This is a genomic window from Embleya sp. NPDC050493 (assembly GCF_044458105.1).
Taxonomy (GTDB): Bacteria; Actinomycetota; Actinomycetes; order Streptomycetales; family Streptomycetaceae; genus Embleya.
Map to the genome: position 1 here is coordinate 1 of NZ_JBITHP010000033.1, position 20,273 is coordinate 20,273.

Sequence of the window (20,273 nt, forward strand, 5' to 3'; positions counted from 1 at the left end):
TGCCCCCCCCCCCGGGGGGGGCGGGGCCGGGGGGGGGGGGGGGGGGGGGCGGGGGGGGGGCCCCCCCCCCCGCGGGGGGGGGGGGGGGGGGGGGGCCCCCCCCCCCCCGCCCGCCGTCGCCGGTGGTCGAGCCGGGGTGCCGGCTCAGCCGGGCGGATCCTCCTCGGCGGGGCCGAGCAGGTTGAGCCCGATGCCCGGCAGGCCGGGCAGCAGCGGCGGGAGGATCTGACCCTTGGGCGTCTTCGCCGGGGTCGGGGTGGTGTCCGCGCCGTCGGATCGGGCGGCGGGACTCTCCGCGGGTGCGTCGCCGAGGAGCGGGATATTCAGCCCCGGAAGCAGGCCGCCGTTTTGTTGCGGTTGTTGCCGCGGTGCGGAACCACCCGGCGCCGCCGAGCCGTTCGGCTGCGGTGCGCCGTTCGCCGCGGTGCCGCCCGGGCCCGGGGGTTGCGGGGCGAGCGGTTGCGATCCGGTGCCGGGTGCGGCGCCGCCGCCCGGGTGGGTGCCGGGAGCGGCCGGGGAGCCGCCGGTGCGCCCACCGTCGGCGGGTCCGGACGAGGTTTTGCCGGCGGTGCCCGCGATCGGGGCGACCTGCTCGTTGATCGCGGTGAGCAGGGTGCGGACCCGGTCGCGTTCGGAGGAGAGTTCCGGCGGCAACCGGTCGCCGATCCGGTCCATGCGCTCGTGGCCGGCGCGGGCGAAGTCGGCCAGGTTCCGCATCGAGCCGTCGCTGCCGCTCTTGCGGAAGTGGTCGGTGAGCAGCTCACGACCCTTGTCGGCCTCGTCGCGCCAGTCGTCGAGCACCTGCCGCAGGTGCCGCACCGTCGCCTTGTCGGTGGGCGTGCGTCCGGCCCGCCGGAGCAGCTGTTCGGCTTCGCCCATCCGGGTCTCGGCCTGCTGTAGGTAGCGCTCGCCGCGCTCGTGGTCGTTGTCCGCGAGCGAGATCTTGAAGTCTTCGACCGTGCGCTTGACGCCGTACGTCATGTCGCCGGGCAGTGCGTCGGTGCTGGCATAGGCCACCCCGCCGAGGCCGCCGCCGCCGGCCACCACGAACGCGCCCGCGATGGCCGCGCGCCGACGCCAGCGCACGGTGCGCGGCGGGGCGGCGAGCTCCTTGCGGCGATGCGCGCCCCGGGGAGCGGGCACGGTGGCCGCGCCCGCGGTCGCGGGCAGCGCCGCGGCCTCGTCCAGCAGTCGTTGCCGTAGCGCGGCTCGAAAGTCCGTGCTCGGTACGGGTGCCGACTCGGACCGATCGCGCAGCAGCTCGGCGGTCCGCAACAGCGGGACCAGCGCGGGCAGAGGTTCTGCCGATCGGTTGTTGCGGTCGTTCTCGTCGAGGGCTCGCGCGAAGGCGTTCGCGGGTCGCCGATCCAGGGCCGCAATGCTCACAGGCCGCACCTCCTCTCCCCGGATGTCCGTCCAGGGAAGTCTCCGGGTCGGGGGCCACAGGGCGGCTCCCCGCCGCAACGATCCCCGAAGGGGGTCGCTATCCGGGAGAACGAGCCGCAGACCCCGAAGGTTACGGAAGTGTGATTCACCGCACGTCCTCGGGCAGGAGCCTTGCGAGCGTCCGTACGGCGCGGTATTGCAACGTCTTGATCGCCCCCTCGTTCTTACCCATGATCTGTGCGGTCTCCGCGACCGAGAGTCCCTGCAGGAAGCGCAGGGTCACGCATTCCTGCTGCTGGGGGTTGAGCTTGTGCACGGCGTCCAGGAGGGCTGCGTTGGACAACGATTCCAGCACGCAGTCCTCGGGGCTGGACTCGACCTCGTTGGCGTCGAGCATCTCCCCGGTGGTGACTTCGAGGCGGAACCGGCTGGACTTGAAGTGGTCGGCGACCAGGTTGCGGGCGATGGTCACCAGCCACGCGCCGAAGTCGCGGCCCTGCCAGGTGAAGGTGCCGATCCGGCGCAGCGCGCGGAGGAAGGTCTCGCTGGTCAGGTCCTCGGCGACGGCACGGCCGCCGACCCGGTAGTAGATGTACCGGTAGACGGTGTCGAAGTAGTTGTCGTACAGCTGGGCGAACGCGTCGCCGTCGCCGTCCTGGGCGAGTTCGACGAGGGCCATGATGCGGCGGGCCTCGCCGTCCGGACCCGGTCCCCGGGTGTATCCGGAGCCTCGGGTCGGACGGGTCGGTTCGGTGGTGCCGGCGCGCGACGCGAGGGCGAAGCCCACGGGCTGGGCCGGGGTCGCGTAACAGACCCCGGCTCCGTGACCGGCGGTGGCGGCGAAGCCTACGGACGGGGGGGCAAAGCTCGCGCACACCGCCGCACGCAGTGTCGCCAGCCCGGACACGTCAACCCGGACGATTCGGTGCACGGGACTCCCTGTTGCTTCAGCGGTAATTACGTTCGGTGCGGAATCAATCACCCATAGTAGGGAACCTGGACACCGCTGTGCGCCGATCGAGAATAACGCTTAGTAAAGGAAGGGATACCAAGTGTGCCCATCGGCGTTGTGAAGCTACCGGGATGGACCGCTGTTGTGTGCTCTTTGCGTGTTTGCCGGGTTGTCCCGGGTCGGGTGTGCTATATGCGGACAACTTGCCGTCGCCCGGACGCCCCGGGCAGCCCGAAACGACCCCCTCGTCGCAGGTCGCAGGGGGTGCGCGGGGATATTGCCGGTCGGCTCAGATCCGGCCGGGCACCCGGCGTCGCACCGCGGTGCCGGCCACCAGCGCGCCCGCGACCGCACCCACCCCGGCGGCGGCCGGCAGGCCGATCCGGGCGGCCTTGCGACCGGTGCGGTAGTCCTTCACGCGCCACCCGTACGCCCGGGCGTGGCGGCGCAGCCGGGCGTCCGGATTGACCGCGCACGGATCGCCCACGAGGGTCAACATCGGGATGTCGTTGGCCGAGTCGCTGTAGGCCGAACAGTCGGTCAGATCCAGGCCCTCACGGTCCGCGAGGGCGCGCACGGCCTCCGCCTTGGCCTCGCCGTGCAGCAGTTCGCCGACCAGGCGGCCGGTGTAGACCCCGTCCCGGGTCTCCGAGACGGTGCCCAGTGCGCCGGTCAGGCCCAGGCGGCCGGCGATCGTGGTGGCGATCTCGATCGGTGCGGCGGTGACCAGCCACACCTGACGGCCCGCGTCCAGGTGCATCTGGGCCAATCCTCGGGTGCCCGGCCAGATCTTGTCCGACATGCACTCGTCGAAGATCTCCTCGCCGATCACCCGGATCTCCTCGACCGTGTGGCCCCGCGCGAACGACAGCGCGGCCTCCTGGGCGTCGCCCACGTGCCCCATGTGCTCGCCGCCGAGCCGGAACCGGGCCTGCTGCCAGCCGAACCGGGCGATGTCGCGGGCGCCGAAGAACCGGCGGGCGTACAGGCCGCGGGCCAGGTGGAAGATCGACGCGCCGCGCATCACGGTGTTGTCCAGGTCGAAGAACGCGGCGCCGATCCGCGGCGGCAGGCCGTCCTCGCCGGGGGCGCGTGGCGGGGCGCTCGCGTGGGCGGCCGCGGCCGCGGCCTCGCCCGCCCGCACGGCACTGTCGTTGGTGTTCTTGGTCGTCGATCGCCGGCGCAAGAGAACCATGTGGCCGAGCGTAGTAGGCGCGTATTGCAGGTGTGTGGCGGCTGTCTTGCGGTGCCGCGCCGTGTCGGTGAAGCGCGGTGCGGTCGGCGCGGTGCCGCGACCGGATCGACCCGGGCCGGAAGCGGCCTTCTGGCCGCGCCCCCGACGGGTGACAATCGAGGACGTGAATCTCTTCCGCCGCCGCCCCGACGCCGCGACCCGCACCGTGACGCTGCTCAGCAAGCCCGGTTGTCACCTGTGTGACGACGCCCGTGTCGTCATCGAACGGGTGACCGGCGAACTGGGCGCGACCTGGACGGAGGTCGACATCACCCAGGACGCCGAGCTCCAGCACAAATACTGGGAACAGATCCCGGTGACCCTGGTGGACGGGAAACAACACGACTTCTGGCGGGTGGACGAGCGGCGGTTGCGCCGAGCCCTGGGCGGCTGAACGGGTCGCGCTCCGCGGCCGCGGCCGAGCACGGGGCGAGGGGGCCGGGGGAGGGAATCTCGCCGACACGTACGGTAAGGGGTCGTGCACGGTCGGACATCACGACTACGCATGGACCACTCGAACGTCACCTCTTGTGACCGAGTTCACGCTCCGAATCGGAACCAAGGCGTGATGAGCATCACGACAGGCGCTCAAATCGGACACCTACTTTGTGCGTACGTTCACAAAAGCCTAACCTGGCAATCGAAATCCCAGGTCCCACCCACAGGAGCAGCGTGGCTACAGGGCGTACCGAGCGACCGGCGCAGCGGGGACGTGGCATCCCCGAGGCGACGGTGGCGCGGCTTCCGCTGTACCTCCGGGCGCTCAGTGCGCTGTCGGAGCGGGGTGTTCCCACGGTCTCGTCCGAGGAACTCGCCGCTGCCGCCGGGGTGAATTCGGCGAAGCTGCGCAAGGACCTGTCGTATCTCGGCTCCTACGGCACCCGCGGTGTCGGTTACGACGTCGAGTATCTCGTGTACCAAATCTCGCGTGAACTCGGGCTCACCCAAGACTGGCCGGTCGCCATCATCGGCATAGGAAATCTGGGTCACGCCCTGGCCAACTACGGCGGGTTCGCCTCGCGCGGGTTCCGCGTCGCGGCGCTCCTGGACGCCGATCGGGCGGTCACCGGTCAGCGGATCGCGGGCATGGCGGTGCGGCACATGGACGACCTCGAGCAGATCGTGCGCGAGGACCACGTGTCGATCGGCGTGATCACCACGCCCGCGCCGGCCGCGCAGGAGGTGTGCGACCGACTGGTCGCCGCCGGGATCACCAGCATCCTGAACTTCGCGCCGACCGTGCTCTCGGTTCCCGAGGGCGTGGACGTGCGCAAGGTGGATCTGTCCATCGAACTGCAGATCCTGGCCTTCCACGAACAGCGCAAATCCGGTCTCGATCCCGTCGCGGGACCGGTTCCGGCGCGACCCTCGAAGCCGGGGGACCGCGGCGACCTTCCCGAGGTGATGCCCGCGTGACCGGCTGTCGCGTGGGTGTCGCGCCCGCGAACACGGCGAACAACGGTAGGAAGACACCATGAGTGTCCTGGCGGTCGGTCTGAGTCACCGCACGGCCGAGGTCAGTCTCCTGGAACGGGTCTCGGTCACCGGGACGGCCCAGGAGGCGCTGCTGCACGACCTGATCGCGGCCGAACCGGTGGGCGAGGCCGTGCTGCTGTCGACCTGCAACCGGGTCGAGGTCTACGCGGACGTGGACCGCTTCCACGGCGGGGTCACCGAGCTGGGCAACCTGCTGTCGCGGCACACCGGCGTGCCGGTGTCCGAGCTGACCCCGTGCCTGTACGTGCACTACGAGGACCGCGCCGTCCAGCACCTGTTCTCGGTCGCCTGCGGCCTCGACTCGATGGTCGTCGGCGAAGGACAGATCCTCGGCCAGATAAAGGCCGCCCTGGCGCTCGCGCAGACCCACGGCACCGCCGGTCGAGTGCTCAACGAACTCACCCAGCAGGCCCTGCGGGTGGGCAAGCGGGCGCACACCGAGACCGGCATCGACCAGGCCGGCCGCTCGCTGATGACCGTGGGGCTGGCCCAGGCGGAGCAGTCGATGGGCCCGGTCGAGGGGTGCCGGGCGCTCGTGGTGGGCGCGGGTTCGATGAGCGCGCTGGCCGCCAAGACGCTGCACCGCGAGGGCGTCGGGCACATCGTGGTGGCGAACCGCACCTACGAGCGGGCCGAACACCTGGCCGAGTCGGTGGCCGGTCGGGCCGTGCCGATGTCCGCCCTGCCGGACGCGCTGGCCTCGGTCGACCTGGTGGTCTCCTGCACGGGGGCGGCCGGTCTGGTGATCGGCCGGGACGAGATCGAGGCGGTGCTCGCGGCTCGCCGCGAGCGTGGGGTCGAACAGCCGCTCGTGCTGATCGACCTGGCGCTGCCGCGCGACGTCGACCCGCGCGTGCGCGATCTCGACGGCGTCGTGCTGATCGACCTGGAACGGCTCGCCGAGGTCTCCGCCGGTTCGGCCGGCGAGGCCGACGTGGACCTGGTGCGCAAGATCGTCTGCGAGGAGGTCGCGGCGTTCGCGACCGCCCAGCAGGCACAGCAGGTCGCGCCGACCGTGGTGGCGCTGCGCAGCATGGGCTCGGACGTGGTCCGGGCCGAGCTGGACCGACTCAGCGGTCGGGTCCCGGAGATGGACGACCGGGTGCGCGCCGAGGTCGAGCAGACCGTCCGGCGCGTGGTGGACAAGCTGCTGCACGCGCCGACGGTGCGGGTCAAGCAGTTGGCCGGCGAGCCCGGCGGCTCGTCGTACGCCGACGCGCTGCGGATGTTGTTCGATCTCGACCCCGGCACCCCCGAGGTGGTCCGCCGGGCGGACGCCCCCGACGCAGTGGAAGGTGTGGCGTGACCGAAGCACCGTTGCGACTGGGCACCCGGCGCAGCAAGCTGGCGATGGCCCAGTCGGGGCACGTCGCCGCAGCCGTCACGAAGCTGACCGGCCGGGCCGTCGAACTCGTGGAGATCACCACGCAGGGCGACACCTCGCGCGAGCAGCTCACGCAGATCGGCGGCACGGGCGTCTTCGTCAACGCCCTGCGCGACGCGCTGCTGGCCGGCGAGGTCGACTTCGTCGTGCACTCGCTCAAGGACCTGCCGACGACCGACCCCGAGGGCATCACCCTGGCGGCGGTTCCGCCCCGGCACGATCCGCGCGACGCGCTGGTGGCCCGGGACGGGCTCGCGCTCGCCGAGTTGCCGGCCGGATCCCGGATCGGGACCGGTTCGCCGCGCCGCGCCGCGCAGTTGTCGCTGCTCGGGCTCGGCCACGAGATCGTGCCGATCCGCGGCAACGTCGACACCCGGATCGGCTTCGTGACGTCCGGCGAACTCGACGCCGTCGTCCTGGCCAAGGCCGGCCTCGGCCGCCTGGGCCGTGCGGAGGAGGTCACCGAGACCTTCGATCCGCTCCACATGCTGCCTGCCCCGGGTCAAGGGGCATTGGCCGTCGAGTGTGCGGCACACGATGCCGCCCTCGTCGAATTGCTCACCGGTTTGGACGACTCGGACACCCGAGCCGCCGTACTGGCCGAGCGCACGCTGCTCGCCGTGTTGGAAGCCGGATGTTCGGCTCCGGTCGGCGCCCTCTGTGAGGTCGCCGAGGGCGAGCAGGTCACCGAGCTGTACCTGCGGGCCGTAGTCGCAAATGTCGACGGCACCGACAGCGTACGGTTGTCCGCCACCGGAACCCTCGACGAGGCGCAGAAGATCGGTCGCGAACTCGCGACCGAACTGCTCGCCCGAGGGGCCTCCGGTTTGATGGGGGAGCGCGTCCCTTGAGCCCCAGAGCGAAGAAGAAGCCCAGCGGCATCGTGACCTTTGTGGGTGCCGGTCCCGGCGATCCACGACTGCTCACACTGCGGGCCATCGAGGTGCTGGCCGAGGCCGATGTGGTGGTCGCCGACGAGGCGACGCTGCGCCAGGTCCTGTTCCACTGCAAGAGCGGCGTCGAGGTCCTCGACCCGGTGACCGGTGACGACGGGGAACTCCTGTCGGCCGTTGCCCGGGCCAAGGTCGTCGTGGCCGCCGCGCGATCGGGCAAGCAGGTCGTCCGGGCCGTGGCGGGTGACCCGTGCGTGGACCAGTCGGTCACGGACGAGGTCACGGCCGTGGCGAAGGCGAAGATCGTCTTCGAGGTCGTCCCGGGCGTCCCGGTCAGCACGGCCGTTCCCGCGTACGCGGGCATCCCGCTGCACGCGGCCAAGGGCAGCGGTGGCGTGCGCGTCCTCGACATGGCCGAGGCCTCGATCGACTGGGCCACGGTCGGCTCCGTCGACGGCACGCTCGTGCTGCGCGGTGCGCTCGACTCGATCGCCGAGATCGCCCAGGAGCTGGTCGCCGGAGGTCGTAAGCCGGCCACGCCGGTCGCGGTCACCGTCAACGGCACCACCACCGAGCAGCGCACCCTGGTGAGCACGCTCGCCCAGGTGGCCTCCGACGTGCGGTCCGCGAAGATCACGCTGCCTGCCGTGGTGGTCGTCGGCGAGGTGGTCGCCCAGCGCGACACCCTGTCGTGGTTCGAGACCAAGCCGCTGTTCGGCTGGAAGGTGCTGGTTCCGCGCACCAAGGAGCAGGCGGTCACGCTCTCCGAGCAACTGCGTTCGTACGGCGCGGTGCCGCACGAGGTGCCGACCATCGCGGTCGAGCCCCCGCGCACGCCGCAGCAGATGGAGCGGGCGATCAAGGGCCTGGTCACCGGCCGCTACGAGTGGATCGCGTTCACGTCGGTCAACGCCGTGCGTGCGGTGCGCGAGCGGTTCGAGGACTACGGCCTGGACGCGCGGGCCTTCGCGGGCATCAAGGTCGCGGCCGTCGGCGAGGCGACCGCGCGGGCACTGGTCGAGTTCGGCGTCAAGCCGGACCTGGTGCCGTCGGGCGAGCAGTCCGCCGCCGGATTGCTGGAGGACTGGCCGCCGTACGACCCGGTCTTCGACCCGATCGACCGGGTGTTCCTGCCGCGTGCGGACATCGCCACCGAGACGCTGGTGGCCGGGCTGGTCGAGCTGGGCTGGGAGGTCGACGACGTCACCGCGTACCGCACGGTGCGCGCGGCGCCGCCGCCGGCGGACACCCGCGAGGCGATCAAGGGCGGCGGCTTCGACGCGGTCCTGTTCACGTCGTCCTCGACGGTGCGCAACCTGGTCGGCATCGCGGGCAAGCCGCACGCGGTGACGGTGATCGCGTGTATCGGCTCGGCGACCGCGAAGACCGCCGAGGAACACGGTCTACGCGTGGACGTGATGGCTCCCGAGCCGTCGGTGTCGGCGCTGGCCGAGGCGCTCGCGGAGTTCGGTACGGCGCGGCGCGCGGCCATGGTCGAGGCGGGTGACCCGGTCACCCGCCCGAGCGAGCGGCGGCCGGGGTCGCGAAGGAAGGCCAAGTAGGTCTCAGGTGTTGCCGGGTCCCGGGAGTTTCCGGGCTCGGGATGTCTCCGGGCCTCGGGTGTTTCCGAGGCTCGGGATGTGCCCGGGCTCCGGATGTTTCCGGGGCTCGGGATGGCTCCGGGTCCCGGAAGTCGTCGAGGCTCGGGATGGCTCCGGGTCTCGGGTGTTCCGGGACGCGGGATGTTTCCGGCGAGAAGGGCCGTGGAGTTCCGATGTCGTACCAGGCTGACGCATCGTCAGGGTTTCCCGCGCACCGCCCCCGGCGGTTGCGCACGTCCCCGGCGGTGCGCCGCCTGGTCGCGGAGACCCGACTGCATCCCGCCGACCTGATCCTGCCGCTGTTCGTGCGCGAGGGCGCGCGTGAGCCGGTGCCGATCTCCTCGATGCCGGGCGTCGTCCAGCACACCCGCGACTCGCTGCGCAAGGCCGCGCACGACGCGGTCGCGGCGGGGGTCGGCGGGCTGATGCTGTTCGGCATCCCGACGGTCAAGGACGCGCTCGGCTCGGCGGGCTTCGATCCCGAGGGTGTGCTCCAGGTCGCCATCCGCGACGTGGTGGCCGAGGTGGGCGCCGACGCGGTGGTGATGTCCGACCTGTGTTTGGACGAGTTCACCGACCACGGGCACTGCGGCGTGCTGGCCGCGGACGGCTCGGTCGACAACGACGCGACGTTGGACGCGTATGCGCGGATGGCCGTCGTACAGGCCGACGCGGGCGTGCACATGGTCGGGCCCAGCGGCATGATGGACGGTCAGGTCGGGGCGATCCGGCGGGCGTTGGACGACGCGGGGTACCTGGACGTGTCGATCCTGGCGTACAGCGCGAAGTACGCGTCGGGCTTCTTCGGTCCGTTCCGCGAGGCGGTCGAATCCTCGCTCGAGGGCGACCGGATGACCTATCAGCAGGACCCGGCCAACGCCGAGGAGTCCGTGCGCGAGGTCCTGTTGGACGTGGCCGAGGGCGCGGACCTGGTGATGGTCAAGCCCGCGATGTCGTACCTGGACATCGTCCGGCGGATCGCCGACGAGGTGCACGTGCCGGTGGCGGCCTACCAGGTCAGCGGCGAGTACGCGATGGTCGAGGCGGCGGCGGCGAACGGCTGGATCGACCGGGACCGCGTGATGCTGGAGACGCTCACCTCGATCAAGCGCGCGGGGGCGTCGTCGATTCTGACGTACTGGGCGACCGAGGTGGCGCGGAAGTTGCGGTAGTGGATCACTCGTTCGGGTGGTGGCCCGGCAAAGTCGGATCTCGTCGACCGAGGCACCGTCGTGGACGGTCGCAAGGTCTACATCCCGGATGTCTTCGTTGCTCCCGACGATCCGGACGAGGCGCCCGACGCGGACGGTCTGGGCGTGGATGTTGCCGGTGTGGTGCCGGTTGCCGAAGTCGTTTCGCCGGGAAGTGAGGCCGGTGACCGCGATCGTCGACGCAAGCGCCGCGCATACGCGAGTGCCGGAATCGCGGTGTACGTCATCGTCGACGACTTCGACGGCTCGGGGACGGTGACCGTGCTCGCGGATCCCGAGCCCGACTAAGGCGACTACACGTCCGAGATGCGGGTTGCACAGGGAACGCCCGTTTCCATGCACGTGGGGCCGCTCAAGGGTTTCACCATCGAACCGGCGATCACTGCTCGCTGATCGGGCGTCAGGACCCTGGCCGGACCACGACTGTGGGCGGTAGGTATCGGGCGAGCAGAGCCAGCGCTTCGGTGACTTGGGTGACCACCTGCTCGTCGGTGGTGGCCAGCGCGCGTGCCAATGCTTCCTCGATACCCGCCGCTCGGACCTCGGTGACCCTGGGGGACGGGGTGTCGGCCGCGCGGACCAGGAGGCGGCGGCGGTCGGTGGGGTCCTGGGACGTTTCGACCGAGCCGGTCTCCTTGAGGCGGGCGACGGCGGTGGAGACCTGACTCTGCGGCAGGCCGGTACGGCGGGCGATCTCGCCGATGGCGCTGTCGGGATGGGCGACGACGTCGCTCAGGGTGACCAGCACGGAGCGCACGCCCCCGGGGTGGCGGTCGGTGCCGTCTGCGCGGACCCGGGGGGCGGGGAGCGCGTCCTCGCCGATCTTCATGAGGGTGCGGCCGAGGAGGAAGAGGTCGACGGGGGTCAGGGGGGCGGCCGTGGGCGGCGGCGTGGGCGAGGTCATGGCTGATAGTACATCGAAATAGATGCATCGTTATTGATGTATCGAGTTCGATGGATTATGGTGATGGTCGTCGGACGGACCCGGATCCGCGCCGGGCCGCTTGTCAGGCTCGGGGTGGTTCGGGGCGACTCGAAGAGTCGGCATGGCGCGAACGCGTCGGAATGGCTCGGAACGACTCCGCACGACTCCGATCGACCTCTCGGGGGAATCTCATGGCCGCGAATCTCACTGCCGGTGCCAAGCTGTCCGTGCCGGGTGCCGAGTTGTACTACGAAGTGCGCGGCTCCGGCCCGCTGTTGCTGATCGGGGAGAGCGGCGAGGGTGACGCCGGGCGCAGCGTCGACATGGTCGATCGGCTGGTCGCGGACTACACCGTGGTGACGTACGACCGGCGCGGGCTCTCCCGCAGCACGTTGGTCGACCCGGCCGCGCCGGTGACCGTCGAGGACCATGCCGACGACGTGGCACGGCTGCTGGCCGAACTCACCGATCGGCCCGCGATGATGCTGGGGCTGAGCATGGGCGCGTTGATCGGGCTGCGCGTGGCCGCGACCCACCCGGACGCGCTGCATACGTTGATCGCGCACGAACCGGTCGCGCCCTGGCTGCTCTCCGCTTCCGAACGCGACGCGCACCGCGGCGAGTTGACGGCGATTCGGGAGATGCACGGGCGCGGCGGGATGGGCGCCGCGTTTCCCGCGATCACGGCTCACCTGGGCATCGAGCCGGGGGTCGAGGAGTGCGAGCCGGACCTGACCCCGCAGCCGATGAACGAGCGGCGGATGGCCAACTTCGACTTCTTCATCGGCCGGGAGTTCCCCGCGGTGGTCGACGACACGCTGCCGCTCACGGCGCTGCGCTCCACGACGACCCGCATCGTGCCCGGCCGGGGTGCCACCACGTTGCATCGCGTGTTCACCCGCCGCTGCGCCGTGGCGCTGGAGGCGCTCGTAGGGGTCGAAGCGGCGGAATTCCCCGGCGGCCACAACGGCAACCTGACCCACCCACGCGCGTTCGCGAGGCGCCTTCGCGAGGTGTTGGGTGGCGCGATCGGGTGACGGGTTCGGGGCTGCGGGACGCCGCATGGGAGAGGCTTTGTCTGCGTGACACGGACCGTAGTCGATGTCGACGAGCGCCTGCTTGGGCTTGACGGGGCGGCCGATGCGGTGGATTGCGCCTGCCGGGACGCTGTGATCGTGGGTTGCGCGGTGCCGTCCGGGGCTCGGGCGGAGAGGGGCATGGGTCACTCGAAAGTGGGATTTTTGAGGGATCTTTCGGGGTGATCCATGGGGCGGCGTCAGCCTTGCGCCATGGCCAAGTCCCGGTTCGCGGTGCGGTGTCTGTTGGTGGCATGTGTGTGCGTGCCGGCGGTCGGGGCCTGCGGTGCGGCGGTGGCCGCGGGCTGTGGGCGGGCAGGCGTTGTGGTCGAGTTCGACGCGGGTACGGGCGCTGCGCGGCACGAGGTGCGGGTCGGGCGCGCGGGTGTCGGGTACGCGTCGGGTGGTGAGCGGGTCGAGGGCGCTCGGGGTGGCGGGGGATCGGGTGTGCGGGCCGGGTGTGGGTGTACCACCGAGCCGCCGACGAAGCCGGCCGATCCGCGACCGCCCCGGCCGTCGGCGACCAAGCCGCCCAAGCCGCCGGCGCCGAAGCCACCGGTGTCGAACGTGGGCGGGCGGTGGGTGGTGTCGGGGAATGGCTCGCCGCTGCCGGGTGCACTGGTGTCGAATTCCGGGGCGGAGGTGCGGGGCGCCGGGGTGTCCGGGGCGGTGGCGTCGGGGCCGGCGGGGTCGGGGTCGAGGGTGTCGGCCTCCGGGGGTTCTTCGGGCCCTGGGGTCTCGGGATCCGGGGCGGTCTCGGGCTTGGGGGTGTCGGGCCACAGGGTGGTCGGGTCTGACGGGGTGGATTGTGTGGCGGAGAGCCCGGGGCGGCGGCCGTTCGCGGCACCGGCTGTGGACGCCGGGGTGCGGGCGGTTGATCCGGTGGGGGTCGAGTCGGCCGAAGTGGCCCCGGAGGTCGAGGCGTTGCGGTTTGCCGTACCGGCTGTGCGGGCGGAGTCGTCGTCTTGGGGCTTGGTGACCCGGTTTGCGCCGCTTGTGGTGCTGTCGACGGTGCCGATCGCGCTTGCTCTGGCATGTCCGCTTCCGGTTGCCGGTGGGTGGGAGACTCGGCGCGGTCGTCGTTCCGAAGCGGATTCGGGCGGGTCGGCCGGACGCTTGCTGTAGATGTAGGCGGGAAGGCGGGGAGGGTCGAAACCGACGGGAACGCAGGGCGGGTTGCGGCCGAGCCGACGTTGACGTCCCGGGGGTTCGGCGGTGCCGGATCGGCCGCGCTGGGCAGGATGTGGCGGGTCCGAGCCGGGAGCCGGTGCCGGGTGGGCGCTTCGGCGGGTGGTGGGCCGCATCCGTGGGCTCGGGTGCGTCGGCGGGCTTGACGGCTAACGGTGTTAGCCGGATGATGGTGCCCAGGCGGCTAACATTGTTAGCCATGGGCGAGCGGAGGCGGCGGCATGAGCACTGTCGAGTACACGGGAATCGGCGGCTCGGCCGTGGTTCGGTGGATGCGACGCGGGGCGTGGATCGTACTGACGTTGTTCCTGGCGGCCTTCGCGGTGTTCGAGAGCGTCAAGTACGGATTCGCGACCTCGGCGGCGGCGTTGCTCTTCTTCGTGTTGCCCGACCTGACCATGTTCATTGGGGCCAAGGACGCGGCGCGGGACGGTTCGCACGAGCCGGGTCGGCTTCAGCCGCGGGCGGTGCCGTTCTACAACGCGCTGCACCGGGCCTGGGTTCCGCTGATCCTCCTGGTCGGGTACACGGTCACGCCGATCGTGTGGCCGCCCCTGTTCACCGCCGGCCTCGGCTGGCTCACCCACATCGCGATCGACCGTGCCGCCGGGTACGGACTGCGCACTCCGGAAGGATTCCGCAAGCATGACTGACGTATCGTCACCTCCGATCAGCGCCAGGGCCCGTGAAATCGTCGGTGCCGCGCGGGATCTGCTGGAGGTGGAGGGTCCGGAAGCGGTGTCGATGCGGAGGATCGCGGAGCGGATCGGCATCAAGGCGCCGTCGCTGTACAAGCACTTTCCGGACAAGTCCGCAGTGGAGAACGCGCTGATCGCGCAGGGGATGGCCGAACTGGCCGAGGCGCTGGAGGCGGTCGAGGCGGGTGTTGCGCCGACCGCGAGGGTTGCGCCGGGCGGGGGAGGCGTGGCCGATGTGGTGCGGGGAGAAGGGGCGATCGTCGCCTTGGCGGGGGCGTATCGGGCCTACGCGCTGGCGCATCCGCATCTGTATCGGCTGATGAGTGGGCAGCCGTTGGATCGCGCGGCGTTGCCGGCGGGCCTGGAGGACCGGGCCGCGGGGCCGCTCGTGCGGGCTGTGGGCGGGGATACGGACGCTGCGCGGGCCGTCTGGGGGTTTGCGCATGGCATGGTCACGCTGGAGTTGGCCGGGCGGTTTCCGCCGGAGGCGGATCTGTCGGGGGCGTGGGCCCAGGGCTGCGCGGCCTTTTCGGCGGAGCGGGCTTCGGGTTGAGTCGTCGGTCGGCCGCACATGTCGGCAGGGCCGGGTCGGCGTGCGTTCGGCCGACGTCCGGCGCCGGCCGGGCTGCGTGGCGTCGTGCCCCGGCCGGACCGAGTGGGCCTCGAACGCAGGTCGGGCCGATTCGGTCGCACGCGCCACCCGAGCCGATCGGTGGGGCTGCGGTGGTGCAGGCCTAGCCGGGGTCCGGGATTTGCTGCGGGGTCGGGCAGGGGGTGCGGTGGGCCTTGCGGGCGGGGCGGGGGGTGGGGGAGCGGTAGAGGAGGCCGTCTTCGAGCCAGGCGGTGTAGGTGCGTAGCGGGCGGCAGTCGAGGGGACCGAGGGAGCGGCCCGTGGCGATCTCGAAGGTGGCTGCGTGGGCCGGGCAGGTCAGGTGTTCGCCGGTCAGGGTGCCTCGGGAGAGGATGGCGCCGGCGTGGGGGCAGCGGTCCTCGAAGACGTGGACCGTGTCGCCGTGGCGCAGGATTGCGAGCGGCGGGCTGTTGCCGATCCGCTTCGGGACGTCCTCGGGGAAGCTCGTGAGCGGGCCCAGGCACACCGGTGGGCGCTCCCGGCGAAATGGCGACATGTGGCCCCCGGGGTTGGTGGTACCGACCCAGGTTAGGCAGTCCTGCCTTGCTTGGCCAGCGCCGTTCGAGGTGGCGAACGACCCGTTTGTGATGCGCGTGACCACGCGAAGTCTTTCTTCCCGCAAAGCTTCTGACGTACCGTCAGGTCAGTGCCCGGGCTCTGGCTTCGCCATGCCCCGGCGCCGCACCCCGGCCCCGGCTTCCCGCGCGGAGGACACGTGTCTGACCCGATCTACGACGCCACCACTCTCTGGGAGCTGGTGGAGCGCCGCGCGGCGGCGACTCCCGATGTGCCCATGTTGCTCGACCCGGAGGACCGTACGGTCACCTTCGGTGAGTTCAAGGCGTGGGCGGAGCGCGTGGCCGCGGGCTATCACGCGCTCGGCGTCTCCGCCGGCACCCGTGTGACCTGGCAGTTGACCACGCGGATCGAGTCCATCGTGGTCTCGTTCGCGCTGGCCCGGCTCGGCGCGGTGCAGAACCCGATCATCCCGTTCTACCGGGAGAAGGAGGTCGGCTTCTGTCTGCGGCAGACCGACGCCGAGTTCTTCCTGTGCCCGCGCAGCTGGAAGGGCTTCGAGTTCCTCGCGATGGGCGAGGCGCTCGCGAAGGACCTGGCGAAGCCGCCGCTGGTGCTCGTGGCGTACGACGAGCTGCCCGAGGGCGACCCGGCGGATCTGCCGCCCGCGCCGACCGACGGCGACGAGGTGCGCTGGCTCTACTACACGTCCGGGACCACGTCCGACCCGAAGGGCGTCCAGCACAGCGACTCGACGCTGCTCGCGGGCGGCAAGGGCCTGGCCGTCGCGCTCGACATGTCGCAGACCGACGTCGGTTCGATCGCCTTCCCGTACGCGCACATCGCCGGCCCGGACTACATCGTCACGGTGCTCGCCTCCGGTTTCCCGGCCGTGATCGTGGAGAACTTCGACCCGGCGGGCGTGGTGCCCGTGTACAAGCGGCTCGGCGTCACCATGGTCGGCGGCTCGACCGCGTTCTATGTGGCGTTCCTGAACGAGCAGCGCAAGCAGCCGGGCGAGAAGATCATTCCGACCCTGCGGATCGTCTCCGGCGGCGGAGCGCCCAAGCCGCCCGAGCTGGTCGCCGAGGTGCGCGACGAGATGCAGGCGATCCTGTGCCACGGGTACGGGATGACCGAGGTCCCGATGATCGCCCAGGGCGGCCCGCACGATTCCGAGGACCAGCGCTCGTACACCGAGGGCAAGCCGGTCAGCGGCATCGAGGTGCGCATCGCCCGGGCCGACGGGACGGTCGCGGACGCCGGCGAGGAGGGCGAGGTCCGGCTGCGCGGGCCGATGGTGTTCAAGGGGTACACCGACCCGGCGCTCACCGCCGACGCGTTCGACGAGGACGGCTTCTTCCGTACTGGTGACCTGGGCCGGCTGCGGACCGACGGGCACCTCTCGCTCACCGGTCGGCTCAAGGACGTGATCATCCGAAAGGGTGAAAACATTTCGGCGCGCGAGATCGAGGACCTGCTCTTCGCCCACCCGAAGGTCGCCGACGCGGCGGTGATCGGTCTGATCGACCGCGAGCGCGGCGAGCGGGTCTGCGCCGTGGTCGAGCGGCAACCCGGTGAGGCCGACCTGGAATTCGCCGAGATGGTCGGGTATCTGCGCGAGTCCGGTCTGATGACGCAGAAGATCCCGGAGCAGTTGGAACTGGTCGACGCGCTGCCTCGGAACGAGACGCTGCGCAAGGTGCTGAAGTTCAAGCTTCGCGAGGAATACGACAAGAAGCCCTGGACGCCCGCTCGCTGACGGTCGGTCGACGCGGCCGCGGCGATTTCGGCTGCGCCGTCGGCCGGTTCGCCGGTTCGCCGGTTCGCGGGAATTGCGCTGCGGCCGGAGGCCGGTCGAAGCTGCGTTGATGCCCCGTCAGCTATGCGGTGACGGGGCATCAGGTTTCAGCTCCAGGCGGCCAGTACGGCGTCCACCGTGGTGATCGTGGCGATCGCGTTGAAGGTGTTCGCGAGCACCGCCTCGGCGTATTCGGGCGGGAATCCGGCCACCGCCTCGCGGGGTACGACGAACTGGAATCCGGCGTTGACCGCGTCCATCGCGAAGTTGAGCATGCCGACGTTGAGCGAGACGCCGACGCCCACGACGGTGCGCACGCCCAGGTTCCGCAAGACGGCGGCCAGTCCGGTGTCGGCCATCGGGCCGAGCCCGTGATAGCGGGAAAGCACCAGGTCGGAGGGCTCGACGGTGATTCCGTCGGCCACCGCCGCGGCGGGTGAGCCCGGCTCCAGGAGGATCGGCGACTTGGCCGCGGCGCCGAACATCCGGGCGTTGGCGTTCGCACCCAGACCGTCCGGCCGGCGCACCGCGAGGCAGTGCACGACCGGCAGTCGGGCCCGGCGGGCGGCCTTGGCGAGTCGGTCGACGGCCGGAATCAGCTCTCGGGTGTGCTCGGTCAGTGCGGGGAATACCGCCTGGGCGCCGATCACCCCGTTCTGACATTCCTGGGTGACCAACGCGGTGTGTGCGGGGGCGATCAGTTCTTCGAGATGCAGGGCCATCCGTGATTCTCCTGACGTTGAGTCAGCTTGTGGTTCCCTCGGCCCAGAGATTACGCTAAATCTGACGGTCCATCAGATTTCAGTGAGCGGGAGGGGCCGATGAGCACCAACCAGCCCGGACAGGCTGCCACGCAGTCCGGAAACTCCTTCGGTGAACTGCCGAAGATCATCAGCGTCGATGACCATGTCATCGAGCCGGCACACCTGTTCGAGCGCTGGTTGCCGAAGAAGTACCACGAGCGCGGACCCAAGCCGGTGACCACCGGCATCGGCACGCTCGAGTACACCGGCGCGAGCTACAAGATCACCACCGACCCGGACGGCCCGCCCGCCGACTGGTGGTTCTACGAGGACCTGCGCTTCCCGTACAAGCGCAACATCGCCGCCGTCGGCTTCAGTCGCGACGAGATGACCCTCGAAGGCATCACACGCGGCGAGATGCGCCCCGGGTTGTACGACCCGGCGGAGCGGCTCAAGGACATGGACGTCAACCATGTCGAGGCCTCGCTGTGCTTCCCGACCTTCCCGCGGTTCTGCGGTCAGACCTTCTCGGAGGCCGCGGACAAGGAGGTCGCGCTCGCATGCGTGCGCGCCTACAACGACTGGATGGTCGAGGAGTGGTGCGGCGACTCCGGGGGCCGGCTGATCCCGCTGATCATCATCCCGCTGTGGGACGTGCAGCTCGCGGTCGAGGAGATCAAGCGCAATCGCGCGCGCGGCGTCACCGCCGTGTGCTTCAGCGAGATTCCCGCGTTCCTGGGACTGCCCAGCATCCACACCGGCTACTGGGACCCGTTCTTCCAGGTCTGTGCGGACCTCGGCGTGACGATCAACATGCACATCGGCTCGTCCTCGACGATGCCGGCCGCCTCGCCGGACGCCCCCGCGGCGGTCCAGGCGTCGCTCAGCTTCAACAACGCGATGGCCTCGATGGCCGACTTCATCTTCGCGGGCGTCCCGGCGCGGTTCCCGAAGATCAAGCTGGCCTACTCCGAGGGGCAGATGGGTTGGATCCCGTACGCCCTGGAGCGCATGGACGACGTCTGGCTGGAGCACCGCGCATGGGCGGTCACCGGCGAGGTGCTGCCCGAGGCGCCGTCGTACTACTTCCGGCGGAACATGTTCGCGTGCTTCTTCCGGGACCGGCACGGGGTGAACTCGCTCGACGTGATCGGCGAGGACAACGTCACGTTCGAGACCGACTACCCGCACGTCGACTCCACGTGGCCGCACACCAAGAAGATCGCCGAGGAGCACCTCGCCGGACTGGGTGAGGAGACGGTCTACAAGATCATCCGGGGCAATGCGATCCGGATGCTCGACCTCGACTTCGACAAGGACCGGGTGGCCGCGGACGCTGTCTGACCCGGCGGCCTCGTCGGATTCTCGGCGGCGGGGTCGGCGGCTCGTCGGGTTCGGCGGGGTCGGGGTCGGGGGCTTCGCGGCTTCGGGTTGTGGGGCTCCGAGTTTGTGGGGCCCGGTTCATTGGTTCAGCGGCAAGGGGCGGCTCGTCGGGTTCCCGGCGGGCCGCTTCCGAGGTATTCCGACTCGCGTCGGCACACGTCGTCAGCACACCGGAGGGGCCTGGAATGAGTGGGATCTGCGAGGGGCGCGTCGTCATCGTCACCGGTGCCGGCGGCGGCATCGGGCGCGAGCACGCGCTGGCGTTCGCGCGTGAGGGCGCGCACGTGGTGGTCAACGACATCGGCGCCTCGCGCCAGGGCGACGGGCGTTCGCTCGGGCCGGCCCAGCAGGTCGTGGCCGACATCGAGGCGCTGGGCGGCAAGGCCGTCGTCAACGCGGACGACGTGGCCGACTGGGCGGGCGCGGAGCGGCTGGTACAGACCGCCATCGACGCGTTCGGCCGGTTGGACGTGGTGGTCAACAACGCGGGCTTCCTGCGCGACCGGATGCTGGTCTCGCTCGGCGAGGACGAGTTCGACGCGGTGATCCGGGTGCACCTCAAGGGGCACTTCGCGGTGATGCGCCACGCGGGTGCGTACTGGCGCGCGCAGGCCAAGGCGGGCAACACGATCGACGCGCGGCTGATCAACACCACATCCGGTGCGGGGTTGATGGGTTCGGTCGGACAGGGCAACTACGCCGCGGCGAAGGCCGGCATCACGTGCCTGACCCAGATCGCCGCGGTGGAGATGGGCCGGTACGGCGTGACCGCCAACGCGATCGCGCCCGCCGCGCGCACCCGGATGACCGAGGAGGCGATGCCCGACATGGTGCGCAAGCCCGAGGACGGCAGCTTCGACTTCTACGACCCGGCGAACATCTCGCCGCTGGTGGTCTGGCTCGGCTCGGCCGAGTCGCGCGAGGTCACCGGGCGGGTGTTCGAGGTCGAGGGCGACAAGGTCTCGGTGGCGACGGGCTGGCAGCACGGTCCGGAGGCGAGCGCGGGTCGTCGCTGGGAGCCGGCCGAACTCGGTCCGGTGGTGGCGAAGCTGCTGGACGAGGCGCCTGCGCCGACGCCGGTGTACGGGGCCTGAGTTCGGTCCTCGTTCTTCGGGCGGAGCAATTCGGCTTGGTGCTTGGTGTTTGGTGCCGGG

At 70.8% G+C, this 20,273-nt stretch carries 19 protein-coding genes; 13 read left to right on the forward strand and 6 right to left on the reverse strand.

Annotated elements, in window-relative coordinates; translation table 11 throughout:
* Window positions 1–144: 144 nt before the first annotated feature.
* From ACIBM5_RS39895 to ACIBM5_RS39905, 3 genes are all read right to left on the reverse strand, one after another.
* Complete coding sequence (locus tag ACIBM5_RS39895; RefSeq protein ID WP_396011594.1) at window positions 145–1,386, reverse strand: DUF5667 domain-containing protein; 1,242 nt, start codon at window positions 1,384–1,386, stop codon at window positions 145–147.
* 145 nt (window positions 1,387–1,531) lie between these two features.
* Window positions 1,532–2,317 carry an ECF subfamily RNA polymerase sigma factor, BldN family gene (locus tag ACIBM5_RS39900; protein ID WP_396011595.1) on the reverse strand — a complete coding sequence of 262 codons (786 nt, stop codon included), beginning with the start codon at window positions 2,315–2,317 and terminating at the stop codon, window positions 1,532–1,534.
* A 310-nt stretch (window positions 2,318–2,627) separates the two neighbouring features.
* A complete protein-coding gene (locus ACIBM5_RS39905; protein WP_396011596.1) occupies window positions 2,628–3,533 on the reverse strand; it encodes an HAD family hydrolase in 906 nt (301 codons plus the stop codon).
* A gap of 163 nt (window positions 3,534–3,696) precedes the next feature.
* On the opposite strand from ACIBM5_RS39905, the gene ACIBM5_RS39910 reads away from it, so the two are divergent.
* The 7 genes from ACIBM5_RS39910 (at window position 3,697) to ACIBM5_RS39940 (ending at window position 10,446) form a co-directional block, all read left to right on the forward strand.
* Window positions 3,697–3,966: a glutaredoxin family protein gene (locus ACIBM5_RS39910; RefSeq protein ID WP_391586480.1), complete on the forward strand. Its 270-nt coding sequence runs from the start codon at window positions 3,697–3,699 to the stop codon at window positions 3,964–3,966.
* A gap of 278 nt (window positions 3,967–4,244) precedes the next feature.
* Window positions 4,245–4,988, forward strand: a complete 744-nt coding sequence (locus tag ACIBM5_RS39915) for a redox-sensing transcriptional repressor Rex (RefSeq protein WP_391586481.1) — start codon at window positions 4,245–4,247, stop codon at window positions 4,986–4,988.
* Between the two features lie 58 nt (window positions 4,989–5,046).
* On the forward strand, window positions 5,047–6,375 hold the full coding sequence (locus tag ACIBM5_RS39920; protein ID WP_396011597.1) for a glutamyl-tRNA reductase: 1,329 nt from the start codon (window positions 5,047–5,049) through the stop codon (window positions 6,373–6,375).
* Complete coding sequence (gene hemC / locus ACIBM5_RS39925) at window positions 6,372–7,304, forward strand: hydroxymethylbilane synthase (protein ID WP_396011598.1); 933 nt, start codon at window positions 6,372–6,374, stop codon at window positions 7,302–7,304. The genes ACIBM5_RS39920 and hemC overlap by 4 nt, the downstream gene beginning before the upstream one ends.
* Window positions 7,301–8,908, forward strand: a complete 1,608-nt coding sequence (locus ACIBM5_RS39930) for a uroporphyrinogen-III synthase (protein WP_391586484.1) — start codon at window positions 7,301–7,303, stop codon at window positions 8,906–8,908. Before hemC ends, ACIBM5_RS39930 begins: the two co-directional genes overlap by 4 nt.
* Before the next feature lie 212 nt (window positions 8,909–9,120).
* Complete coding sequence (gene hemB / locus ACIBM5_RS39935; protein ID WP_396011599.1) at window positions 9,121–10,119, forward strand: porphobilinogen synthase; 999 nt, start codon at window positions 9,121–9,123, stop codon at window positions 10,117–10,119.
* Between the two features lie 60 nt (window positions 10,120–10,179).
* Window positions 10,180–10,446 (forward strand): Uma2 family endonuclease, encoded by a 267-nt coding sequence (locus tag ACIBM5_RS39940; protein ID WP_396011600.1) that lies wholly within the window; start codon window positions 10,180–10,182, stop codon window positions 10,444–10,446.
* Window positions 10,447–10,558: 112 nt separating this feature from the next.
* Here ACIBM5_RS39940 and ACIBM5_RS39945 read toward each other — a convergent pair whose 3' ends face one another.
* Entirely contained in the window at window positions 10,559–11,062 is a 504-nt protein-coding gene (locus ACIBM5_RS39945; RefSeq protein ID WP_396011601.1) for a MarR family transcriptional regulator, read from the reverse strand.
* A gap of 212 nt (window positions 11,063–11,274) precedes the next feature.
* Between ACIBM5_RS39945 and ACIBM5_RS39950 the strand changes: the two genes are divergently transcribed.
* From ACIBM5_RS39950 to ACIBM5_RS39960, 3 genes are all read left to right on the forward strand, one after another.
* The gene (locus ACIBM5_RS39950; RefSeq protein WP_396011602.1) at window positions 11,275–12,120 is read left to right on the forward strand and encodes an alpha/beta fold hydrolase; all 846 of its coding nucleotides are present in this window, start codon (window positions 11,275–11,277) and stop codon (window positions 12,118–12,120) included.
* Window positions 12,121–13,568: 1,448 nt separating this feature from the next.
* The gene (locus ACIBM5_RS39955; protein ID WP_396011603.1) at window positions 13,569–14,000 is read left to right on the forward strand and encodes a DUF4260 family protein; all 432 of its coding nucleotides are present in this window, start codon (window positions 13,569–13,571) and stop codon (window positions 13,998–14,000) included.
* Window positions 13,993–14,598, forward strand: a complete 606-nt coding sequence (locus tag ACIBM5_RS39960) for a TetR/AcrR family transcriptional regulator (protein ID WP_396011604.1) — start codon at window positions 13,993–13,995, stop codon at window positions 14,596–14,598. Before ACIBM5_RS39955 ends, ACIBM5_RS39960 begins: the two co-directional genes overlap by 8 nt.
* A gap of 181 nt (window positions 14,599–14,779) precedes the next feature.
* Here ACIBM5_RS39960 and ACIBM5_RS39965 read toward each other — a convergent pair whose 3' ends face one another.
* Window positions 14,780–15,172: a Rieske (2Fe-2S) protein gene (locus tag ACIBM5_RS39965; RefSeq protein ID WP_396011605.1), complete on the reverse strand. Its 393-nt coding sequence runs from the start codon at window positions 15,170–15,172 to the stop codon at window positions 14,780–14,782.
* A 219-nt stretch (window positions 15,173–15,391) separates the two neighbouring features.
* Here ACIBM5_RS39965 and ACIBM5_RS39970 point away from each other — a divergent pair, with 219 nt between their 5' ends.
* Window positions 15,392–16,954: a class I adenylate-forming enzyme family protein gene (locus tag ACIBM5_RS39970; RefSeq protein WP_391586492.1), complete on the forward strand. Its 1,563-nt coding sequence runs from the start codon at window positions 15,392–15,394 to the stop codon at window positions 16,952–16,954.
* Window positions 16,955–17,100: 146 nt separating this feature from the next.
* Here ACIBM5_RS39970 and ACIBM5_RS39975 read toward each other — a convergent pair whose 3' ends face one another.
* Window positions 17,101–17,715, reverse strand: coding sequence for an isochorismatase family protein (locus ACIBM5_RS39975; RefSeq protein ID WP_391586493.1), 615 nt, complete (start codon window positions 17,713–17,715; stop codon window positions 17,101–17,103).
* 99 nt (window positions 17,716–17,814) lie between these two features.
* Between ACIBM5_RS39975 and ACIBM5_RS39980 the strand changes: the two genes are divergently transcribed.
* Together ACIBM5_RS39980 and ACIBM5_RS39985 are read left to right on the forward strand one after the other, a co-directional pair.
* On the forward strand, window positions 17,815–19,080 hold the full coding sequence (locus ACIBM5_RS39980) for an amidohydrolase family protein (RefSeq protein ID WP_391586494.1): 1,266 nt from the start codon (window positions 17,815–17,817) through the stop codon (window positions 19,078–19,080).
* Window positions 19,081–19,304: 224 nt separating this feature from the next.
* Complete coding sequence (locus tag ACIBM5_RS39985; protein ID WP_396011606.1) at window positions 19,305–20,213, forward strand: SDR family oxidoreductase; 909 nt, start codon at window positions 19,305–19,307, stop codon at window positions 20,211–20,213.
* Window positions 20,214–20,273: the final 60 nt, after the last annotated feature.